The organism is Ruegeria sp. AL11 (assembly GCF_056540865.1).
This window is the reverse complement of sequence record NZ_JBQFXO010000002.1, coordinates 374,168-393,943: the sequence shown is the minus strand read 5'-3', so window position 1 is coordinate 393,943 and position 19,776 is coordinate 374,168. Positions and strand designations below refer to the sequence as shown.

At 58.2% G+C, this 19,776-nt stretch carries 16 protein-coding genes and 1 tRNA gene; 7 read left to right on the top strand and 10 right to left on the bottom strand.

Translation table 11 applies throughout. The features are described 5' to 3' along the window. Positions 1 to 116: 116 nt before the first annotated feature. Complete coding sequence (locus ACR0IP_RS05645) at positions 117 to 404, top strand: HU family DNA-binding protein (RefSeq protein WP_050605937.1); 288 nt, start codon at positions 117 to 119, stop codon at positions 402 to 404. Positions 405 to 510: 106 nt separating this feature from the next. Next, positions 511 to 1,398: a DMT family transporter gene (locus tag ACR0IP_RS05640; RefSeq protein ID WP_170380151.1), complete on the top strand. Its 888-nt coding sequence runs from the start codon at positions 511 to 513 to the stop codon at positions 1,396 to 1,398. Here the strand turns inward: ACR0IP_RS05640 and ACR0IP_RS05635 are convergent. Then, positions 1,374 to 1,895 (bottom strand): glutathione peroxidase, encoded by a 522-nt coding sequence (locus ACR0IP_RS05635; RefSeq protein WP_170380152.1) that lies wholly within the window; start codon positions 1,893 to 1,895, stop codon positions 1,374 to 1,376. The two genes, ACR0IP_RS05640 and ACR0IP_RS05635, sit on opposite strands and share 25 nt — an antisense overlap. A 146-nt stretch (positions 1,896 to 2,041) precedes the next feature. Between ACR0IP_RS05635 and msrB the strand changes: the two genes are divergently transcribed. Continuing rightward, complete coding sequence (gene msrB / locus ACR0IP_RS05630; RefSeq protein WP_170380153.1) at positions 2,042 to 2,491, top strand: peptide-methionine (R)-S-oxide reductase MsrB; 450 nt, start codon at positions 2,042 to 2,044, stop codon at positions 2,489 to 2,491. Then, positions 2,488 to 2,997 carry a peptide-methionine (S)-S-oxide reductase MsrA gene (msrA, locus tag ACR0IP_RS05625; protein WP_480524295.1) on the top strand — a complete coding sequence of 170 codons (510 nt, stop codon included), beginning with the start codon at positions 2,488 to 2,490 and terminating at the stop codon, positions 2,995 to 2,997. The genes msrB and msrA overlap by 4 nt, the downstream gene beginning before the upstream one ends. A gap of 30 nt (positions 2,998 to 3,027) precedes the next feature. Here msrA and ACR0IP_RS05620 read toward each other — a convergent pair whose 3' ends face one another. The 6 genes from ACR0IP_RS05620 to ACR0IP_RS05595 all read right to left on the bottom strand — a co-directional run bounded on the left by ACR0IP_RS05620 (position 3,028) and on the right by ACR0IP_RS05595 (position 13,917). Next, a complete protein-coding gene (locus ACR0IP_RS05620) occupies positions 3,028 to 5,031 on the bottom strand; it encodes a hydantoinase/oxoprolinase family protein (protein WP_480524329.1) in 2,004 nt (667 codons plus the stop codon). Positions 5,032 to 5,102: 71 nt separating this feature from the next. After that, positions 5,103 to 6,140 (bottom strand): tRNA epoxyqueuosine(34) reductase QueG, encoded by a 1,038-nt coding sequence (gene queG / locus ACR0IP_RS05615; RefSeq protein ID WP_170380155.1) that lies wholly within the window; start codon positions 6,138 to 6,140, stop codon positions 5,103 to 5,105. Between the two features lie 75 nt (positions 6,141 to 6,215). After that, positions 6,216 to 6,881 carry an FtsZ-binding protein FzlA gene (gene fzlA, locus ACR0IP_RS05610; RefSeq protein WP_170380156.1) on the bottom strand — a complete coding sequence of 222 codons (666 nt, stop codon included), beginning with the start codon at positions 6,879 to 6,881 and terminating at the stop codon, positions 6,216 to 6,218. A 58-nt stretch (positions 6,882 to 6,939) separates the two neighbouring features. After that, on the bottom strand, positions 6,940 to 7,680 hold the full coding sequence (gene mtgA, locus ACR0IP_RS05605) for a monofunctional biosynthetic peptidoglycan transglycosylase (protein ID WP_475220808.1): 741 nt from the start codon (positions 7,678 to 7,680) through the stop codon (positions 6,940 to 6,942). Between the two features lie 151 nt (positions 7,681 to 7,831). Beyond that, positions 7,832 to 12,364, bottom strand: a complete 4,533-nt coding sequence (gene gltB / locus ACR0IP_RS05600) for a glutamate synthase large subunit (protein ID WP_480524292.1) — start codon at positions 12,362 to 12,364, stop codon at positions 7,832 to 7,834. A gap of 119 nt (positions 12,365 to 12,483) precedes the next feature. After that, positions 12,484 to 13,917 carry an NAD(P)-dependent oxidoreductase gene (locus ACR0IP_RS05595; RefSeq protein ID WP_480524290.1) on the bottom strand — a complete coding sequence of 478 codons (1,434 nt, stop codon included), beginning with the start codon at positions 13,915 to 13,917 and terminating at the stop codon, positions 12,484 to 12,486. 228 nt (positions 13,918 to 14,145) lie between these two features. Between ACR0IP_RS05595 and ACR0IP_RS05590 the strand changes: the two genes are divergently transcribed. Beyond that, on the top strand, positions 14,146 to 14,949 hold the full coding sequence (locus tag ACR0IP_RS05590) for an undecaprenyl-diphosphate phosphatase (protein ID WP_480524289.1): 804 nt from the start codon (positions 14,146 to 14,148) through the stop codon (positions 14,947 to 14,949). On the opposite strand, the gene ACR0IP_RS05585 is transcribed toward ACR0IP_RS05590, so the two are convergent. Next, complete coding sequence (locus tag ACR0IP_RS05585; protein ID WP_480524287.1) at positions 14,950 to 15,933, bottom strand: complex I NDUFA9 subunit family protein; 984 nt, start codon at positions 15,931 to 15,933, stop codon at positions 14,950 to 14,952. It lies immediately after the preceding gene. A gap of 201 nt (positions 15,934 to 16,134) precedes the next feature. Here ACR0IP_RS05585 and ACR0IP_RS05580 point away from each other — a divergent pair. Together ACR0IP_RS05580 and ACR0IP_RS05575 are read left to right on the top strand one after the other, a co-directional pair. Further along, positions 16,135 to 16,221 (top strand) — tRNA-Leu (locus ACR0IP_RS05580). 253 nt (positions 16,222 to 16,474) lie between these two features. Continuing rightward, positions 16,475 to 17,452 (top strand): hypothetical protein, encoded by a 978-nt coding sequence (locus ACR0IP_RS05575; RefSeq protein ID WP_480524286.1) that lies wholly within the window; start codon positions 16,475 to 16,477, stop codon positions 17,450 to 17,452. Between the two features lie 238 nt (positions 17,453 to 17,690). Here the strand turns inward: ACR0IP_RS05575 and ACR0IP_RS05570 are convergent, their stop codons facing one another. Further along, positions 17,691 to 18,107 carry a hypothetical protein gene (locus ACR0IP_RS05570; protein WP_480524284.1) on the bottom strand — a complete coding sequence of 139 codons (417 nt, stop codon included), beginning with the start codon at positions 18,105 to 18,107 and terminating at the stop codon, positions 17,691 to 17,693. A 186-nt stretch (positions 18,108 to 18,293) separates the two neighbouring features. Beyond that, the gene (locus ACR0IP_RS05565; protein WP_480524282.1) at positions 18,294 to 19,775 is read right to left on the bottom strand and encodes a heme biosynthesis HemY N-terminal domain-containing protein; all 1,482 of its coding nucleotides are present in this window, start codon (positions 19,773 to 19,775) and stop codon (positions 18,294 to 18,296) included. Position 19,776 lies beyond the last annotated feature (1 nt).

Here is a 19,776-nt window from a genome sequence, read left to right as displayed (position 1 = left end):
GTTTTCCCCATATTTTTAGGGTTTTCCGCGCTACTATTCGTTGTGTTCGTCCACAATATCCCGTTACAGTTACGCGGTGAGGCCCTATAGATCGGGCACGTTAAGGAGACCAAGAAATGGCAAAGCCTATGACAAAGACTCAGCTGGTGGCTGCTCTCGCTGAGGAAATGGGAACCGACAAGAAATCCGCGAATGCGGCGCTGGAGGCTGTGACCGGCCTGATCACCCGCGAAGTTTCGGCCGGTGGTGCAGTAACCCTGCCCGGCGTCGGCAAAATCTACTGCCGCGAACGCCCCGAGCGTCAAGTTCGCAACCCGGCCACTGGTGAAACCTTCACCAAAGAAGCCGACAAGGTTGTGAAGATGACCATCGCAAAAGCTCTGAAAGACAGCGTGAACGGCTAAGCCGCGACGTCATGTTGACAGAATGTGGGGCTGCCGGAAGGTGGCCCCTTTTTCTTGCCGGACGACCCGTTTAAGAAAAGCACACCGCCCACCCAAGGAGATGGAAATGGATCTGCGCGCCATCGCAATGGGGCTGACCTTTGCCCTGATCTGGTCGTCGGCTTTTACGTCGGCGCGGATCATCGTTGCGGATGCATCGCCTCTATTTTCTCTGGCGTTGCGCTTTTTGATTTCCGGCATCATCGGCGTCGCGATCGCGCGGGCCATGGGTCAATCCTGGCATCTCACACGTGAGCAGTGGCGCGCGACCATACTGTTCGGAGTGTGCCAAAATGCCCTTTATTTGGGTCTGAATTTCTATGCGATGCAAACAGTCGAGGCCTCGGTCGCGGCGATCATCGCATCTACCATGCCGCTGCTTGTCGCACTGGCGGGCTGGGCCTTTCTGGGGGAGCGTTTGCGCCCCTTGGGGATTATTGGGCTACTGGCTGGATTTGTTGGCGTTGCCCTCATCATGGGCAATCGCATCGGCGCAGGTGTCGATCTGTTCGGAGTGGCCCTTTGTGGAATCGCAGCCCTCGCCCTGACCTTCGCGACTCTCTCCGTGCGCGGGGCCACGTCGGGCGGCAATTTCATGATGGTGGTCGGATTGCAGATGTTCGTGGGTGCTGCGGTTCTGTTTGTCGCAGCCCCGATTTTCGAAACGATCCGCATACATCTGACAGTGCCGCTGGTTCTGGCGTTCAGCTACACAACGCTGTTCCCCGGTCTTCTGGCGACGTTGATCTGGTTCATGCTGCTCAACCGGATCGGGGCGACCCGCGCGGCGACGTTCCACTTTCTCAACCCCGTGTTCGGTGTCGCCATTGCCGCCGTTCTGCTGGGTGAGAAGCTGGGGCCGCTGGATGCGCTGGGTGTTTTGATCACGACGCTGGGCATTCTGGCGGTGCAACTGTCGCGTCAGCCTGGTCAGGGTAGCAGCGCCTCGACCTGACGGGTCAGCTTCGGCGATGTCGGCTTGACGCCTGAACCAAAAGTAGCCGCAACCTCACCTTCTGGATTCAGCAGAATTTTGTTGAAGTTCCACTGCGGCACAAAACCGGTTTGGTCCGCAACGGCCTTGTAGAACGCATGCGCCTTTGGCCCCTTGACTGGCGTGATATCAGCCATCGGCAGTGTCAGGCCGTAGTTCATCTCACAGAAGGCTTTGACTTCGCTTGCCGTTTCCAATTCCTGATTGAAGGAATCCGATGGGACCGCAAGCACCACCAAACCGCGTTTGCCATAGGTTTCATGCATCTTCTGCAAATCCGCGTATTGACCGGTGAAGCCGCATTGCGATGCGGTATTGACCACCAGAACCGGCTGACCGCGCCATGCCTCTAGGGACAAGACTCCCCCGTCGATCGAAGCAAACTCGGCTGTCAAAGGCGCCGCTTGCACAGCACGGCCGATCAACAAAAGAACGCTCAGCAGCAACACACGAAACATGGCAAAACCTCCTTGGTATTAAGGATACGGTAAAAACCCGCTTCCGGATCAACCGCACATGCGCGCGAGGCGTTTGAAATATGATTTTGATTTCCGAAATTTTATGCCCAAATACTACTCAACCATTCCAATTGATCGGAGGAGCCATGTCCCGCTACACCAAGGACCCCGCGGTTGTTGCCGCTCTGTCCCCCGAGGCGTTTCACGTCACCCAGCGCAGCGGCACCGAACGTCCCGGAACCGGCGCATATCTGGGCAATAAAGAGCCCGGCATCTACGTGGATATCGTATCGGGCGAGCCGCTTTTCGCCTCGACCCACAAATACGAATCCGGCTGTGGCTGGCCCAGTTTCACGAAGCCGATCATCCATGAGCATGTGGAAGAGTTTCGTGACACTACCCATGGTATGATCCGCACCGAGGTCCGCTCAAAACACGGTGACAGCCATCTTGGCCACGTCTTCCCGGACGGCCCGCGCGAACATGGTGGGCTACGCTATTGCATCAACTCTGCCGCACTGCGGTTCATCCATCGCGACGAGATGGAGGACGAAGGTTACGGCGAATACCTGATCCATGTGGAGGACATCCAATGAGTATCGAACGCGCTGTTCTGGCCGGTGGCTGCTTTTGGGGCATGCAGGACCTGATCCGCAAACTGCCCGGCGTGTCCCGCACGCGTGTCGGATATACCGGCGGCGACGTGCCGAACGCCACTTATCGCAACCACGGCACCCATGCCGAAGGGATCGATATCTTCTTTGACCCCACACAGATCACCTATCGCGAACTGCTGGAATTCTTCTTTCAGATCCACGACCCGACCACACCGAATCGTCAGGGCAATGATCTTGGCATGAGCTACCGCTCAGCGATCTACTATGTGGATGAGGCGCAAAAGCAGGTGGCTCTGGACACAATCGCGGATGTGAACGCCAGTGGATTGTGGCCCGGCAAGGTCGTCACCGAACTGGAACCCGTGGGCGACTTCTGGGACGCCGAACCCGAGCATCAGGATTATCTGGAACGCATTCCAAACGGCTATACCTGCCACTTCCCTCGCCCCGATTGGGTTCTGCCCAAACGCGACGCGGCTGAATAACGCTTGGCCCCCTTCGGGTTCCGAAGGGGGTTAACCCGTGGCGACGCGAGGGCGACCGCTGGCCTCTACGGTCAACATTGCCTCGACAAACACCTCACGCTCTTCAACACGGGCGGTTCGAATGTCGCGGTCGACAACCACTCGGATATCTTCAGCACCCGCCTCGCGCACGGCCCCTTCCGCCTCATCTCGCAGGATCTTTTCCAGCAGCGCCAAAGCCTCATCCGAGGCGTTGAAGTCCTTCGGGCCGCCTTCCAGATGAACGCGATACTGCCCTTCGGCGGGCGAGGTGATGGTCCCCGAGCGCCGCAAAGTCAGCCGCCCGACTACCGCCCCGATGGCATTGGCCACACCAGCATGTTCCGGCAAAACCATTTTGCAACGCAACCGCTCCCCAACCGCCGGATAATAGCTGGGGGCCGAGGCACCCAGACCCACCACATCTACGTTCAACGCCGCGTCCAGCGCCAGCAACCCTCGGTGCTGTACCAACCCGCGCTGGGTCAGGACATGCCGGGCAAGCTCCTTTGGCGGCAGACCGAAATCCTCTGCTTCTTCGGCAAAAGCAGTCTCTAACAAGGTCAAACTAGTCTGCTCGGTCAGTTGGTCGATGATCATCTGCGCCAGGTGTTCCGGTGTCGCTGCCAGCATGTCACCCGACCCAACCCGTTTGCGCGCCACCAGTTCCAGCGCTTTTCGTGCGGCATCTGCGTCCCATGCCTCGACCCGACCCAGAACATGGCTGGCGTCAGACGGCGTGATCCCCGAAACCTGTAGGATTCCGCGATCCACTAAGCGGGTCAGCGCTCCGTTCTCCATCCGCGTCCGCAATAGTCCGCTGAGAGGCAGGACCTGATCGCCTAACCTGTCCAGTAACGCCTCTTCCCGCGCACCGATCCCATCGACACGCACCCCCGGAACGCGGCGAGCAAACCGTGTGTCATGCTCGCCCACCGTGGTCGAGCGCAGCTGCTCGTCGAGTATCGCATGTACCACTTCGGGCGCCTCGGACGCGATCAGTGAAACCGGCAGCACCCGTCGCGGCCCAAGGAAAACGCCGCCCTTCAAGCCTTCGGTCATGACATGAACCTGGCTATCGCCGCCCAAACCGTGAGTTCGCATCGCGACGGCTTCAACCATCGTGCGAAACCCACCAACCTGCGCGCCCGCCGGATCAATCGCGGGTTTCCCATCGCGGATCAGCGCCACGTCCGTCGTCGTACCGCCAATATCCGAGACCAGAGCGTTCTCGGCCCCCGTCAGCCACCGCGCCCCTACGATCGAGGCCGCAGGACCGCTCAGAATCGTTTCAATCGGTCGCTCCCGCGCCTGTTCCGCGCTCATCAACGCGCCATCCCCGCGCACGACCATCATCGGAGCGGTAATATCCAAAGCCAGCAACTGATCCTGAGCCCGCCCGATCAGACGATCAATCATTCCGATCAGTCGAGCGTTCAAAACGGCCGTAACGGCGCGTTTTGGCCCGTTCAACTTGGCGGACAATTGGTGCGAGCAGGTAACCGGCGCTCCGGTCTTTTCGGCTATGATCCGCGCCGCTTCCAACTCGTGCGCAGGGTTACGTGTCGCGAACTGCGACGCCACGGCAAAGCCAGAAACCCCTTTGTGAGAGTCTAAAAAGGCCCCTAAAGCTTCAACATCCAGCTTTGCGACCTCACCGCCCGCATGGCTGTGTCCACCTGCCACGACAAGCGCCGGATCGCCTTTCAAAGCATCCCTCAGACCATGCTTCTCAAGATCGCTTTCCTTGAACCCGATGTAGATCAAGGCCACGCGACCACCCTGCCCCTCGACCAGAGCATTTGTGGCCAGTGTCGTCGACAGAGACGCCATCGAGATCTGATCCGGCGTCACCTGCGCCTCGTCCAAAACGGCCGAGATCGCCTTGCCGACCCCAATCGCCAGGTCCGCCCGCGTTGTCAGGGACTTGGCCGAGGCGATCACCTCACGCTCATCCCGGATCAACACCGCATCGGTATAGGTTCCGCCTGTATCTACCCCCAAAGCCAGCGCCATCGGGTCCTCCATCTGTTCGCTGCAGATGGGTGTAGCGGTTTGGACCGACACGTCCAGCCTGTTTGCGGCATTTAACCGAGCTGTTCCACCGCCCAGCGCGCTGCATCAGCCACGGTCGGATCGGGATCATCCGCCAAGCCCTGCGCCACAGCCCGCAGTTCGGCCCTGCCCGAGTTGCCAATGGCATAGAGAACATTGCGAACAAACCGGTCGCGCCCAATCCGCTTGATCGGAGAACCCGAGAATTTCGCCCGAAACGCAGCATCATCCAAAACCGCCAGATCAGCCAGGGCCGGAGCCTTCAGATCCTCCCGCGCTGCATATCGAATGTCGCTGGCCGCCACAGCAAACTTGTTCCAAGGGCACGCTGCCAGACAATCATCGCAGCCGTAAATCCGGTTTCCCAGCTTGCCACGCAAGCCTTCGTCAACCGGGCCTCTATGTTCGATGGTCAGGTAGGAAATACACCGCCGCGCATCCAGCTGATAGGGCGCGGGGAAGGCATCCGTCGGACAGACCTCCAGACAGGCCCGGCACGACCCACAATGATCCACCTCGGCCTCATCCGACGGCAGCTCCAAAGTCGTAAAAACAGACCCTATAAAGGCCCAATTGCCCCAATCCCGGCTGACAAGATTGGTGTGCTTGCCCTGCCAGCCCAACCCCGCCGCATGGCCCAACGCCTTTTCCGGCACCGGCGCGGTATCGACGAATACCTTCACCTCGCCCCCGGCCTCGGCAATCAGCCACCGCGCCAGCCGCTTGAGCCGCTTTTTGACCAGGTCATGATAATCCTTGTTCTGCGCATAGACCGAAATCGCCGCGCGGTCCGGATGCTGCAAAACTTCGGTCGGATCATGCTCGGGCGTGTAACTCTCGGCCAACATGATCACCGACCGCGCCTCGGGCCACAGTGCCGCCGGATCTCCGCGCCAATGGGTCCGTTCGGCCATCCACCCCATCTGCCCGTGATACCCGGCCTGCAAAAAGGCTTCCAAGCGCGCAGGCACCTGCGGCACATCCCATGGCCGACACACCCGGCACGAGACAAACCCCTCGGCCAAAGCCTGCGCCACCAGTTTTTCCTTTAAACCCGATCCGCTCTTCATCTGGCCAAAAATATCCTCGGGGGGAATCGCGCCTCTGGCGCGATGGGGGGCAGACAGCCCCCCTTTGCCACCCTATCAGAAATCCAGATCGGCGTAATGGGGCGGAGGTCGAAACCCCGGCACCTGATCAGCCAGAATCGACCGGAACGCCGGCCGCGATTTGATCTTGGCGTACCAATCCTTCACCGCCGCGCTGCGATTCCAATCCACGTCCGAGATATAGTCCAGCGCCGATAAATGCGCCGCGGCCGCGAAATCCGCCAGCGTCATCTGATCTCCGGCCAACCAGCGACGATGATCCAGCAACCATGCCATGTAGTCCAAGTGATACTTGATCGCCCGCGCGCCTTCCTTGACGTTCTTACTGTCCGGATAGCCCTGCCCGGTCATCTTCTTGTTGACCCGCTCATACAGAAGTTTCGAGGTCACCTCGTGATGAAACTTGTCATCGAACCAGCCCACCAAGCGCCGCACCTCATACCGCGCTTCGGCGGTCTTGGGCATCAAGGGCGGTTCTGGGCGCGTGTCCTCGATATACTCACAAATCGCCGCGCTCTCGGACATGATCTGCCCGTCTAACCGCAACACCGGCACTTTGCCAGCCGGGTTTCGGCGCAGAAAATCCGGATCTTGTTCCCAATAACGCTCTTCGACCAGCTCAACTTCGATCTTCTTCTCGGCCAGAGACAGCCGAACCTTGCGACAGTAGGGAGAGAGGGGAACGTGAAACAAACGCGCCATGGACTTCCAATCAAACCAATGAGTACCCCTCAGCTTTAGCCTTGGCAGGGCGTGGGATTCAATCCTCGAAACAATCCGCGCGACCATCTGCGCGGATGGTAGCCGCCCCTTGCAGGATGGCCGCCGCCCGCCTGCGGGTGAAAACCGACGGATCCGTCACCGAGCGTTTGCGGGGTGAGGGCAGAATCGCTGCAAGCCGTGCCGCCTGCGTCGGGGTCAGTTGCGCCGCGCTGACGCCAAAGTTCCGCTGCGCCGCGGCCTCAACCCCAAACAGGCCCGTCCCGGTTTCAGCGACATTCAGATAAACCTCAAGAATGCGCTGTTTACTCCAGAAAATCTCAACCACTGGCGTGATCGTGGTTTCCATCGCCTTGCGCACCCAGCTGCGCCCCTGCCACAGAAAGACATTCTTCACCACCTGCTGCGTGATGGTTGAGGCCCCTCGGGTCCCGCCACCCTCCAAAGCGTCACGAATGGCTTCGACGTCAAAGCCCCAGTGTAAGCAGAAATTTGCATCTTCAGCCGCCACGACCGAACGCGCCATGATCGGAGCGATCTCATCCATCGGAACCCACTCGCGCTCTACCTTTCCAAGGCGACGCCATTCGGACCAGATCGTATGCGTGATCGGAGGGTTCACGACCGAATACAGCAGCACCAAAGCCACCAGAAACGCTGCAACGCCCAGCGCTGAATAGACCATCCATCGCCGGATACGGGACCAGAGCGACCGTGTCTTTTGCCCCTTGCCTGCCTTACTTTTTCTGCCGCTTTTCTTGCGGGCTGCTTTCTTTGCCATGGTTTTGCTATACGCCGCCGCGCCGGTCTTGGGAACGGCGGAATTCCGGATCGGCGGATTGGACCGCACGACTGTGTCCGCCGCGAAATACAAAAAGACCCGCGTTCCACTTCAGAAACACGGGTCCTTCTTGTTTATCTCTGCACCCGACTTATTCGGCTGGAACAGCAGCCACTTCGTTCGTCAGAGGATGGCTGAGCTTGTTCAGCATCTCTTTCGGGCAGACCTGAAGGAAGTTCGCCTTTTCCACATCCCAATGCTGCAGGATGTCCGAGGCCTTCCGGCTGAAGGTTTCCGCCGCGTGACGCTCGATCAGGGATTTCAACTGATCTTCCCAATGATCGACGGTCACCGGACAGGTCACCAGCGTTTCCATGTTCATCAACGCCTGCGCCTTGCCCTCCGGATCATACAGATAGGCCATGCCGCCGGTCATACCCGCACCAAAATTGGCCCCGATATCACCCAGGATCACCGCGACACCGCCGGTCATGTATTCACACCCGTTCGATCCACAGCCCTCGATCACCACTTTAGCGCCCGAGTTCCGCACCGCGAACCGCTCACCTGCACGACCAGCGGCAAACAGCTGCCCATCGGTTGCGCCGTACAGAACGGTGTTACCGATGATCGTGTTGTCATCTGCCTTCAGCGGGCTGACCTGCGGTGGGCGGACAACGATCATGCCACCCGACAGACCTTTGCCGACATAGTCGTTGGCGTCACCCGACACTTCCAGCTTGAGCCCCGGAGCCGCAAAGGCCCCCAGCGACTGACCGGCCGAACCCTGCAGTTTCACATGCAGGTGGTCGTCCTGGAACGTGTTCCGCATACCGAAGTTCTGAACGATATGGCTGGAGACGCGCGTCCCCACGGTCCGGTGCGTGTTCTGGATCGCGTAAGACAGCTGCATCTTTTCACCGTCTTTCAGGAACCGCGCCGCATCGCGCACGATCTCGGCGTCCAGCGTATCAGGCACCGCGTTGCGGTCCTTGTCACGGTTGTAGACGATGTCATGCGCGCCATCGACAGTGATCAGTAGCGGGTTCAGGTCCAGATCGTCCAGATGCGCCGAGCCACGGCTGACCTGATCCAGCAGATCGGCCCGACCTATGATCTCATCAATCGAACGCGCGCCGAGGCTGGCCAGCAACTCGCGCACTTCCTGCGCGTAGAAGGTGATCAGGTTGACGACCTTATCCGCGTTGCCGGTGAACTTGGCGCGCAGGCTTTCGTCCTGCGTACACACTCCGACCGGGCAGGTGTTCGACTGGCACTGACGCACCATGATACAGCCCATCGCGATAAGCGCTGCGGTGCCGATGCCATATTCCTCGGCCCCCATCATCGCGGCCATGACGATGTCGCGACCGGTCCGCAGGCCACCATCGGTCCGCAAGGTCACACGGTCACGCAGGTTGTTCATCGCCAGAACCTGATGCGCCTCAGTTAGGCCCATCTCCCACGGAAGACCGGCATATTTGATCGAGGTCGCGGGCGATGCACCCGTACCGCCATTGTGGCCCGAAATCAGGATGATATCCGCTTTCGCCTTGGCCACACCGGCAGCAATCGTGCCCACGCCCGAGGACGCCACCAGCTTCACCGTTACCTTACAACGCGGGTTGATCTGCTTGAGATCGTAGATCAACTGCGCCAGATCCTCGATCGAGTAGATGTCGTGGTGCGGCGGCGGCGAGATCAGCGTCACACCTTTGGTCGAGTGCCGCAGACGCGCGATCAGGTCGGTGACCTTCATGCCGGGCAGCTGACCACCCTCACCGGGTTTCGCACCCTGGGCGACCTTGATCTCAAGCTCTTCACATTGGTTCAGGTATTCGGCTGTCACACCGAACCGGCCCGAGGCCACCTGCTTGATCTTGGCCGACGGGTTGTCGCCATTCGGTTCGGGCACGAAATGCGCCGGGTCTTCACCACCTTCACCCGAGTCAGACTTTGCGCCAATCCGGTTCATCGCCACGTTCAGCGTCTTGTGCGCCTCGGGCGACAGCGCGCCCAACGACATGCCCGGAGTGACAAAGCGTTTGCGGATTGAGGTGATCGATTCGACCTCTTCAATCGGCACCGGTTTGCCCAGCGGTTTGAAGTCCATCAGATCACGCAGATGGATCGGAGGGTTCGATTGCATCTTGGCCGAATACTGCTTCCACAGCTCGTATGACGCCTTGTTGCACGCCATCTGCATCATGTGCATCGAGGTCGCTTCCCAAGCATGGGTCTCGCCCGATTGCCGGGCTTTGTAGAACCCACCAATAGGCAGCACATCCAAGCCATTGTCCCACGCTTTGGCATGGATTTCCTCGACCTTGGCCTGAATACCCGTGACACCGATGCCGGAAATCCGGCTGGTCATACCGGGGAAGTACTCGGCAACCATGGCACGGCTAAGACCCACGGCCTCAAAGTTCAGACCGCCTCGATAGGATGAGATCACCGAGATGCCCATCTTGGCCATGATCTTCAGCAGACCCTGATCGATGGCCTCGCGATAGCGCGCGACGTTCTCGGTCAGCGTGCCTTCCAGCAGACCACGGTCAATCCGATCGGCCAGCGAATCCTCGGCCAGATAGGCGTTCACAACGGTTGCACCACAGCCGATCAGAACCGCAAAATAATGCGGATCAACACATTCGGCCGAACGCACGTTCAGCGAGCAGAAGGTCCGAAGTCCTTGCCGTGTCAGATGCGAGTGCACCGCGCTGGTCGCCAGGATCATCGGCATGGCCACACGGCCCTCGCCCGAGTTCATGTCCGACAGCACCAGATGCCCCGCGCCCGAGCGCACAGCCTCCTCTGCTTCTGCTCTAACACGGGCCAAGGCGGCGCTCAGCGCGCCACGACCGGGCTCAAAGCTGCAGTCGATTTCTGCCAGAGGAGAGCCGAAGGTCTCAACCAGTTTGTCCCACTGCGCGTTGCCAACAAAGGGGCTGCCCAGCACAACGATTTCGGTTTGGCTGCTATCTTCGTCCAGCACGTTTTTCAGGTTACCGAACCGGGTTTTCAGCGACATCACGCGGTATTCCCGCAGGCTGTCGATGGGCGGGTTTGTCACCTGGCTAAAGTTCTGACGGAAGAAATGGCTCAGCGGGCGGTACTGCTTGGAGAGTACAGCCGAGGGCGTGTCATCCCCCATCGAAGCCAGTGACTCCTTACCATCCTCGGCCATCGGCGCGAGGATCTGCTCCAGCTCTTCGATCGAGTATCCCGCCGCGATCTGACGCTTGCGCAGCTCTTCTCCGCGGAACATGGCTGTCTCGGTCACGCCGGCCAGGGCGTCATCCAGATCATTGATCTTATTGACCCACTCACCAAACGGCAGGGCGCGGGCCAGTTTGTCCTTGATCTGTTTGTCCCGGTAAAGCTTGCCGCGCTTCATATCCACGGCCAGCATCTGACCCGGACCCAGGGCGCCTTTTTCAGTCACGGAGGCCTCATCAATCGGCACCATTCCGGCCTCGGATCCCGCGATGACCAGACCATCGCCGGTCACCACATAGCGCATCGGGCGCAGACCATTTCGGTCGAGGCCGGCACAGACCCAGCGGCCATCGGTCATGGCCAGAGCGGCGGGACCATCCCACGGCTCCATCACCGAGTTGCAGTAGGAATACATGTCACGCCACGCCTGCGGCAGCTCAACCGCCTGCTTGGACCAGCTTTCCGGCACCAGCATGGTTTTCGCCATAGGCGCAGAGCGGCCCGCGCGCACCAGAACCTCAAAAACCGAGTCTAATGCGGCCGAATCCGACGATCCGCCTGCGATAATCGGCTTGATGTCTTCGGCATAGTCACCAAAGGTCCCGGAGGCCATACGGATCTCATGGCTCTTCATCCAGTTGATGTTGCCCTTCAGCGTGTTTATCTCACCGTTGTGTGCCAACATCCGGAACGGCTGGGCCAGCCACCATTGCGGGAAGGTGTTGGTCGAATAGCGCTGGTGATAGATCGCAAAGGCCGACTCAAAGCGTTCGTCCATCAGGTCAGGGTAGAAAACCGCAACCTGCTCGGCCAGCATCATGCCCTTGTAGATGATCGAGCGGCAGGAGAGCGACGCTAGGTAAAGCCCAGAAATCCCAGCAGCTGCAGCCGCTTTTTCGATGCGACGACGGATGACATACAGCTCACGCTCGAACGTCTCTTCGTCAACGCCCTTCGAGTTCGATATCAGGATTTGCTCGATTTCAGGACGGGTCGCGTTGGCCTTGTCGCCCAGGCAGGTGACATCAACCGGCACGTGACGCCAACCGTAGATGTAATACCCCATCCGCAGAACTTCGGTTTCCACGATGGTTCGACAGCTTTCCTGCGCGCCGAAATCGGTGCGAGGCAGGAAGACCTGACCAACGGCGATCAGCTCGTCCAGGTTGGGTTCATGGCCGGTACGGCGGATCTGGTCGTAGAAGAACGGGACCGGGATCTGAACATGGATACCCGCGCCGTCACCTGTCTTGCCATCCGCATCGACAGCGCCGCGGTGCCAGATCGCCTTGAGGGCATCGATCCCCGCATCCACGACCTTGCGCGATGGCTTACCGTCGACGGACACCACAAGGCCCACACCGCATGAGGAATGCTCTTCCTCTTCGGAATAAAGACCGTTTTCCGCCATCCACTTGCGCTTGGTTTCCTCGGCGCGCACCCAATCGGCATCAAATTTGGTCATTCGCTGTCTCCTGCTTCCAAGGGGGCACGGATTGCCGGATCCCTGGTTTTGGTCTTTGGCTGGCGTTCTGGATCGAACGCGTATCCCTTTGGGAAAATGTTGAACTTCGACGATGGCAGTTATTCGGCTGCGACCACCGCCTTGGCATTGAACCGCTCGATGATGGCATCGGCACAATCACGGCCATCCCGGATCGCCCAGACCACCAGAGAAGCGCCGCGCACGATGTCACCAATGGCGTAGACGCCATCCATCTCGGTCTCACCGGTCTGGAAGGCCGCTTTGATGGTGCCCCAGCGCGTGACCGGCAGATCGGGCTGGCCGAACAGGGTTGGTAGGTCTTCTGGCTCAAAACCCAGCGCTTTGATCACCAGATCGGCATCCTCGACATAGTCGGCACCTTCGATAACCTCAGGAGCCTGACGACCTGACGCATCCGGTTGTCCAAGGCGCATCTTCTGCACCATAACGCCGGAGACTTTGTCATCACCGACAAAACCTTTTGGCGCGCTAAGCCATTCGAACACCACGCCTTCTTCCTCGGCGTTCTGCGTTTCACGCTGCGAGCCGGGCATGTTGGCACGGTCACGGCGGTACAGACATTTGACCGAGGTCGCGCCCTGACGGATCGAGGTGCGCACACAGTCCATCGCCGTGTCGCCACCGCCGATAACGACAACCTTTTTACCTTCGGCATTCAGGCGTCCATTGTCGAAATCTTCGACCGCGTCCCCAAAGCTTTTGCGGTTCGAGGCGGTCAGGAAGTCGATCGCCTTCTCAATACCCGTCAATCCGCTGCCCGGCATGGACAGTTCGCGCGACTTGTAAACGCCGGTTGCGATGATCACGGCGTCATGCTTGGCGCGAATTTCGTCAAATTTGGCGGCGTCCACGTCGCAGTTCAAAACGAACTCTACCCCACCTTCGGCCAACAGGTCATTGCGGCGCTGGACGATGTCTTTCTCGAGCTTGAAGCCGGGGATACCATACATCAACAGGCCGCCCGCACGATCATAGCGGTCATAGACTGTGACTTGGATACCGGCACGGCGTAGCATGTCGGCTGCGGCCAGACCGCCCGGGCCTCCACCGATAATGCCCACACTTTCGCCGCGTTCAGCGGTCGGAACGACGGGCTTCACCCAGCCTTTGTCCCATGCTGTGTCGGTGATGTATTTCTCAATCGTCCCGATGGTGACCGTACCGTGACCGGACTGTTCAATCACACAATTGCCCTCGCACAAGCGGTCCTGAGGGCAGATTCGGCCACAGATCTCGGGGAATGTGTTGGTGGCCTGACTGGTCGCGTATGCCTCTTCCAGACGGCCTGTCGCAGTCAGGCGCAGCCAGTCGGGGATGTTGTTGTGCAACGGGCAATGCGATTGGCAATAGGGCACACCACATTGGCTGCAGCGACTGGCTTGTTCTGCAGCCTTGGCCGATGCGAATTCCGCGTAGATTTCGTCAAAGTCTTCTTTGCGGTCATCGGCGGCACGCTTTTCAGGCATGACACGGTCAATCTGCACAAATTTCAACATCGGTTGCTTTGCCACGGGTCCGACTCCATGAATTGGCTAGGAAGCATCTCTTTATGAGATCGCCCCGGATATGAAAAGTCATACATACTGACCTAATTAGGAAAAATATAAGCTGACGTGAAAATTCTTTCCATTTTTCTTCTATTTTTAAGTCCGATACGGACCTATCTATCATCTTTCCTTTTCGACACCACCAGAATACCCATGAACTCAAAGCAATTTGATGGCAGTGCGGCAGGGTAAATGAGTCTCTTTCACTTGATTCTCGTGGCGATCATTCAGGGGCTTACTGAATTTCTGCCTGTCTCCTCGTCCGGCCATCTGATCTTGCTGCCTAACCTGACCGGGATGCAGGATCAGGGCCAAACCATCGACGTCGCCGTTCATGTGGGCACGCTGGGCGCGGTTGTTTTGTACTTCTGGTCCGACGTCAAACAAGCAATCCGCGGGCTGCCTGCGGCGCTGGCCGGGCGCACCGACACAGCTCAGGCACGGCTGGCGCTAGGCCTGATCGTGGCAACGATTCCAACTGTCCTCGCTGGGTTGGTCCTTTACCTGACCGGCCTGACCGAGGCACTACGATCCATCGCCGTCATCGGCTGGACCATGCTACTGTTTGGGCTGCTGCTCTACTGGATGGACCAGAAAGGCCCCCAGACCAAGATCGCCGCCGATTGGAGCCTGCGTGACGCAGCAATCATGGGCCTTTGGCAGGCTATCGCCTTAATTCCGGGAACATCCCGGTCGGGCATCACCATCACCGGGGCACGGCATCTGGGTTATACGCGGGAAGAGGGCGCGCGCCTCGCCATGCTGATGTCGATCCCGACCATCATCGCCTCAGGCGTGTTGCTGTCCCTTGACGTGATCCACCAAGCCGACGCGCAACTGGCCAAAGACGGAGCGATCGCCGCCCTTTTTGCTTTTATGTCGGCCCTGCTGGCCCTCAGCCTGATGATGCGCCTGCTCCGCAGTGTCAGCTTCACGCCCTATGTCATCTATCGCGTCGTTCTGGGCGCGATCCTGCTGGTGATCGCCTATAGCTGATCAGGTCCGCAGGTTTTTGGCCGAGTTCTGAATGTCGTCATACTGACCTGAAGGTCGGAATTTCCACAGGTATTCCGGCAGAACAGCGTCCAGCGTCGTAGGCGCAATCCCCAGATCGGCAAAACCCTTGGCGCTGTCACCAACCACATTGTCCTGTCGAAGGTTCTTGAGCTGATCCCGCGTCAGGATCGGGTTCGAGAACAGCTGGAAGCTGACGAACTTCAAGATGTCCAACACGCCGGCCATGATCTTAGCGACAAAGAACGGCACGCCCAGAATCACACGGCGCCGATGAATGACCTCCAGCATTTGCTGCATCAAAGCCCGGAAGGTTTTCACCTCAGGACCGCCCAGCTCATAAATGCCCGAGGCCGCTTTCCCCAAGACACCCTGCTCGGCCGCCTGCGCCACATCATCCACATAGACCGGTTGAAACCGCGTCTCGGCCCCGACCAGAGGCAAAAACGGCCCGAACCGCGTCATCGCGGCGAACCGGTTGAAGAACTGATCCTCGGTACCAAAAATGATCGAAGGGCGCAGGATTACTGCATCGGGCATATGAGCCAGAACTCCGGCCTCACCCGCAGCTTTGGTGCGGGAATAAGCGCTGGCCGACTCGGCATCTGCACCAATGGCCGAGATATGAACCATCCGCTCCACGCCATTCTCGGACGCAAGACGCGCGATGCGTTCGGCCCCTTCGGCCTGCACTGCATCAAACCCGTTCTTGCCCAGTTCGTTCAGAACACCCACGCAATTCACAACCGCATCCGCACCTTGCATGGCCAACTGCACCGAGGCGTCATCCCGGATGTTGCAAAACACTGGCTCGACCTGACCCACAACGCCATAGGGTTTCACGAACATGGCCTCATTCGGGCGTCGCACGGCGACTCGGACACGCCACCCCTTGGCCGCCATACGGCGCGCGATGTAGCGCCCGACAAACCCTGACCCTCCGTAGATCGTGACCAGTTTCGACATTCGATGGCTCCTGCTGCGTGGCTCTGACGTAGAAGTAGCGCCCGAACCCCTTTGAAACAAGGCATCAAATCGCCGCGCGTCTTGCATCGAGACCCGCTGTGAAAAGGGGCCGAGCGGCGTGGTTCAAAAAACTTTCAAAAATCTGTCCGAATCTGGTTGACCCTCCCCGCCGCTGGGCTTAAACGCCCCCTCACGACACCTGCCCAGGTGGCGGAATTGGTAGACGCGCTAGCTTCAGGTGCTAGTGTCCGTATGGACGTGGAGGTTCGAGTCCTCTCCTGGGCACCATTTCACTGGCAGCGCTAAATTATTTTAATGAAGTTGCCAAGAATACTGTCCATTTCGCCGTTTTACTCTTGTTCCTATTTTACACCTGCCACAACTTGTCACTAGCACTCTCGCGACTGAAAGACGGCCTCTTACGGTCACCCTCCATTTGAGGATGGGTTCTTGCTATCAGCCTAGCCAAAGAGGGCGCTAGGATGATTGTATTGCCAAGATAAAAGTCCGACGCGGTTTTGACAGAAAGAAGTTGGCGCCAGTGACGAAAGTTGTGAATATCGTTTACGGAAACCATGGTGAGTTATCTTATCAGATAGATGACATTCTTCTCTATTTGATGCAGGCGATTTCCATTCAAGGCGCGCGGCCGCGTCTGTGCTCTGACCCAGTTGAACGTAGCACCAATATCATAATCGAGAACTTCAACGACTCTTTTCGGGAAAAAATAATTGTTGCCTCACGTACCCCAGGGACTCGCATCTATTGTGTCGCTACAGAGTTTCTGACCAATGGGTCGTTCAACAACTTCTCAGAAAAACCGCGTCTTTCTCGCCTTGGCCGGTATTTGGAGCGCAAAAGGGGCAAAAAGAAAAAGAATGCCCACTACATCCATCGCGAGAAGTGGGAACGGCGGTACGACAATTTCCAAAGTGTCTGTGATGTTGTTGATGGCGTTTTTTGCATCGATCAGTCCCAATTTACAGTTTACCGGGACTTCTTTGGCACTGAAGGATTTGTGTCCCACCTTCCGACAGCAGCAATTGACGAAAGAGTGGTCGATACGTTCCAAGTTCTTGAAAACAAGGACGTTGATTTCCTTTTCACTGGTTCTCTGACACCACATCGCGAAGACCTTCTAACTCAGCTCGGGCAGAAGGGCGAAGTCAAGGTTGGTCCCGCAGCTTGGTCAAGTTTGAGACGCGAGCATTTTATTTCACGTGCCAAGGTCAATCTCGATATGCGGCAGAGCGCGGAGTGGCAGTATTCCTCTTGTATGCGATTGCATGTGCTCTTGTGCGCTGGTGCTCAAGTAGCGGTCGAACGGTCTAGATTTGGATCGATTCAAGAAACTTGTCTTGGGTCGTTCGCTTCCGAAGAGTATGTGAAACGAACAGTCGCTCTCGCCAAGCAGAGCTTTGGCCTTCAAGACGCAGTCAACAATTACCAAGCATATTGGGATGCCTCTGAAGACGCGCGAAAGACAATCAATACTACCATTTCAAAGGTGTTGAGCTAATATTGGTCCCCGTCTATCAATTCCTTTTGCTATATCTGTACCAAGAATACGGACTGACGCGCACTCTGATTGCGAACAATCTGTAGATTCGAAACACTTATGCTTCGAATTGGGTGGTCGCTCTGATCAAGTCGATGACTATCGGTTTCAGGATATCGGATGTACGGCCTAACGAAAAGACATGCCTTGCGAGCCTCGCAAAATTCCCTTTTGCGCAGGCCCGGCCAGTGCCTTCGATCTATTTTGTCTGCTTTTCCAGGTTCTGCCAAAACTTCAGCTTTTCTTCGAAGGTCTTCTCCATAACCTTCGGCTTCGCTTTCGGGACGGCCTGTTGCACCACATGCGTTGCCTCGTGACCGATCAATTTCTTGGCCGCCGATGCAGTCTTGGCAGCTTTCGAAACCTGAACCAGAAGGTCTTTGTTGGCCTTTTCGTCCATACACTTTTTCTTCTTGGCAGTCGAAATGGCCTTCTGCGCAGCTTTGCCTTGCTTCATCGCCACTGCAATTGCCTTTTTCAACGGTGCCAGTGTTTTCTTCGCGACAGGAGACGCCTTTTCCGCCTGGTCGATGATTTTGGATTGCTGGACAATCGCCGCCGCGAGTTTGTCCGCCTCTTTCTCAAATTTATCCAGGCCTTTTTCATCAATTTTCATTTGGTTTCTCCTCAGTCTAAAACGCTTGGTCGATTCATCGAAAGAATGCGGCAAATGCTACCGGTAAGTCAGTGAAACCCGTCACACTGGCGTTAACCACGCCAAAACAGCGCGCCATGGGGGCGGAGCCAAAAATTTTGTCCATTGCAAGGCCGCTGTGGGCCGGAAAAGATCAGGCCGTTTGGGTCAGGCCTGCTTCTCTACGGTTTCATCCACCGTGTCGGCGTTCAGCTCGATCACTTCTGCAGACGCTTCCTGTTCAGGCTCCTCGCTAGGCGGGGTTTGATCTTCCAGCGCGCCCACAATCAAAGGCAACATATGAACGCCTGTGGCTGTGGCGATCTCGGGCGTCTGAGGCGTCTGCCAGCTGAGCGTATCGAAGCTGCCGCAATTCTGGCAGACCGGGCCCCATTCGGGCTGAATGTCGTGACAGTTCTCGCAGACCCATTGCGGCCCACGCGGTGCGGTCAAGGCCTTGGCCAGCCAACCCTGAACAACAGCGTCCGAGGCACCTTCGCCGCGCTCGATGGCCGCCATCAACGTGTATCCACGAGCATCGGCCTGTTTTTCGACCACATCGCCCAGCGCGCGACGCGCTTCGGGGAAGTCCTCGGCGACGATGTTCAATTCGGCCAGAATCAGGCGGGTTTCCATGTTCTCAGGGTGGATACGGGTCAGCGCGGTGAACCGCTTGATCCGGTCCTGAGCCGACTCGTCCGGCGCAATCTCAGCAAAAGCATGGGCGAGGTCGGGGTGGGGCTGAACCTCCCACGCTTTCTTGAGGATCTTGGTGGCCGCGCGCGGTTTGCCTTTTTCGATATAGGCCCGCGCAGCCATGGCGGCAGCAGGGACGAGATCGGGTGAGAGACGGTTGGCCTCGATGGCTTGTTCTTGTTGCTCAACGCTTGCGCCATCTTCCAGAATGCCCTTGGCCTCGGACAGGGCCAGAACCGCGTCGCGCCGTTTGAACACATCGCGCGGCAGGTATCCGGCTTTCAGCTTCGACGTCAGAGTCGACCGCGCTCCGGCCCAATCATGCGCTTTGGTCTGTAGGTTCAGCAAGACATCTTGCGTTTCCTCATGGCGCGGCTTCAGCGCCAGGGCTTTCTCAGCCAATTTGCGCGCGGTTTCGTCATCGCCCTCGGCCAGCTTCTGTTTCATGATACCGCGCACACCGACAAAGCGCGTGGCGCTATTGGTCACCAGCTTTTTGTAGGTTTCCGAGGCCTTTTTGGTGTCGCCCGTCATCTCGGCCGCTTGTGCGACCAGCAAATTGGTCAGTTCCGGCTTGTTCAGCAGCTTTTCCGCTTTGGAAGCCTTGGCCATCGCCCTGCGACCCTCGCCCGATGCCAACGCCATGAGACCGTCAGACAGCGCCTCATACCCGCGCCGTTCGCGACTGCGGTCGAAATGGCGCGACAGGGCGGTTTCATCGCCGTTGAGAAATTTCAGCGTCGCGATCAGCAGGCCCAGCAGTTTGAAGAACAACCAGACGCCAAAGACCAGCAAACCGAGCGCGATCACCGATTGCAGCGGCCCCAGCGTGTATTCTACCCCGGCGACGGTGATCTGAACCCCGCCGCTGGTTTGCATCAGGAAGTGACCACCCAAAGCCAGAAGGCCGATAATCGCAACAAAAACAAGGATCTTAAACAATGACCACAGCATG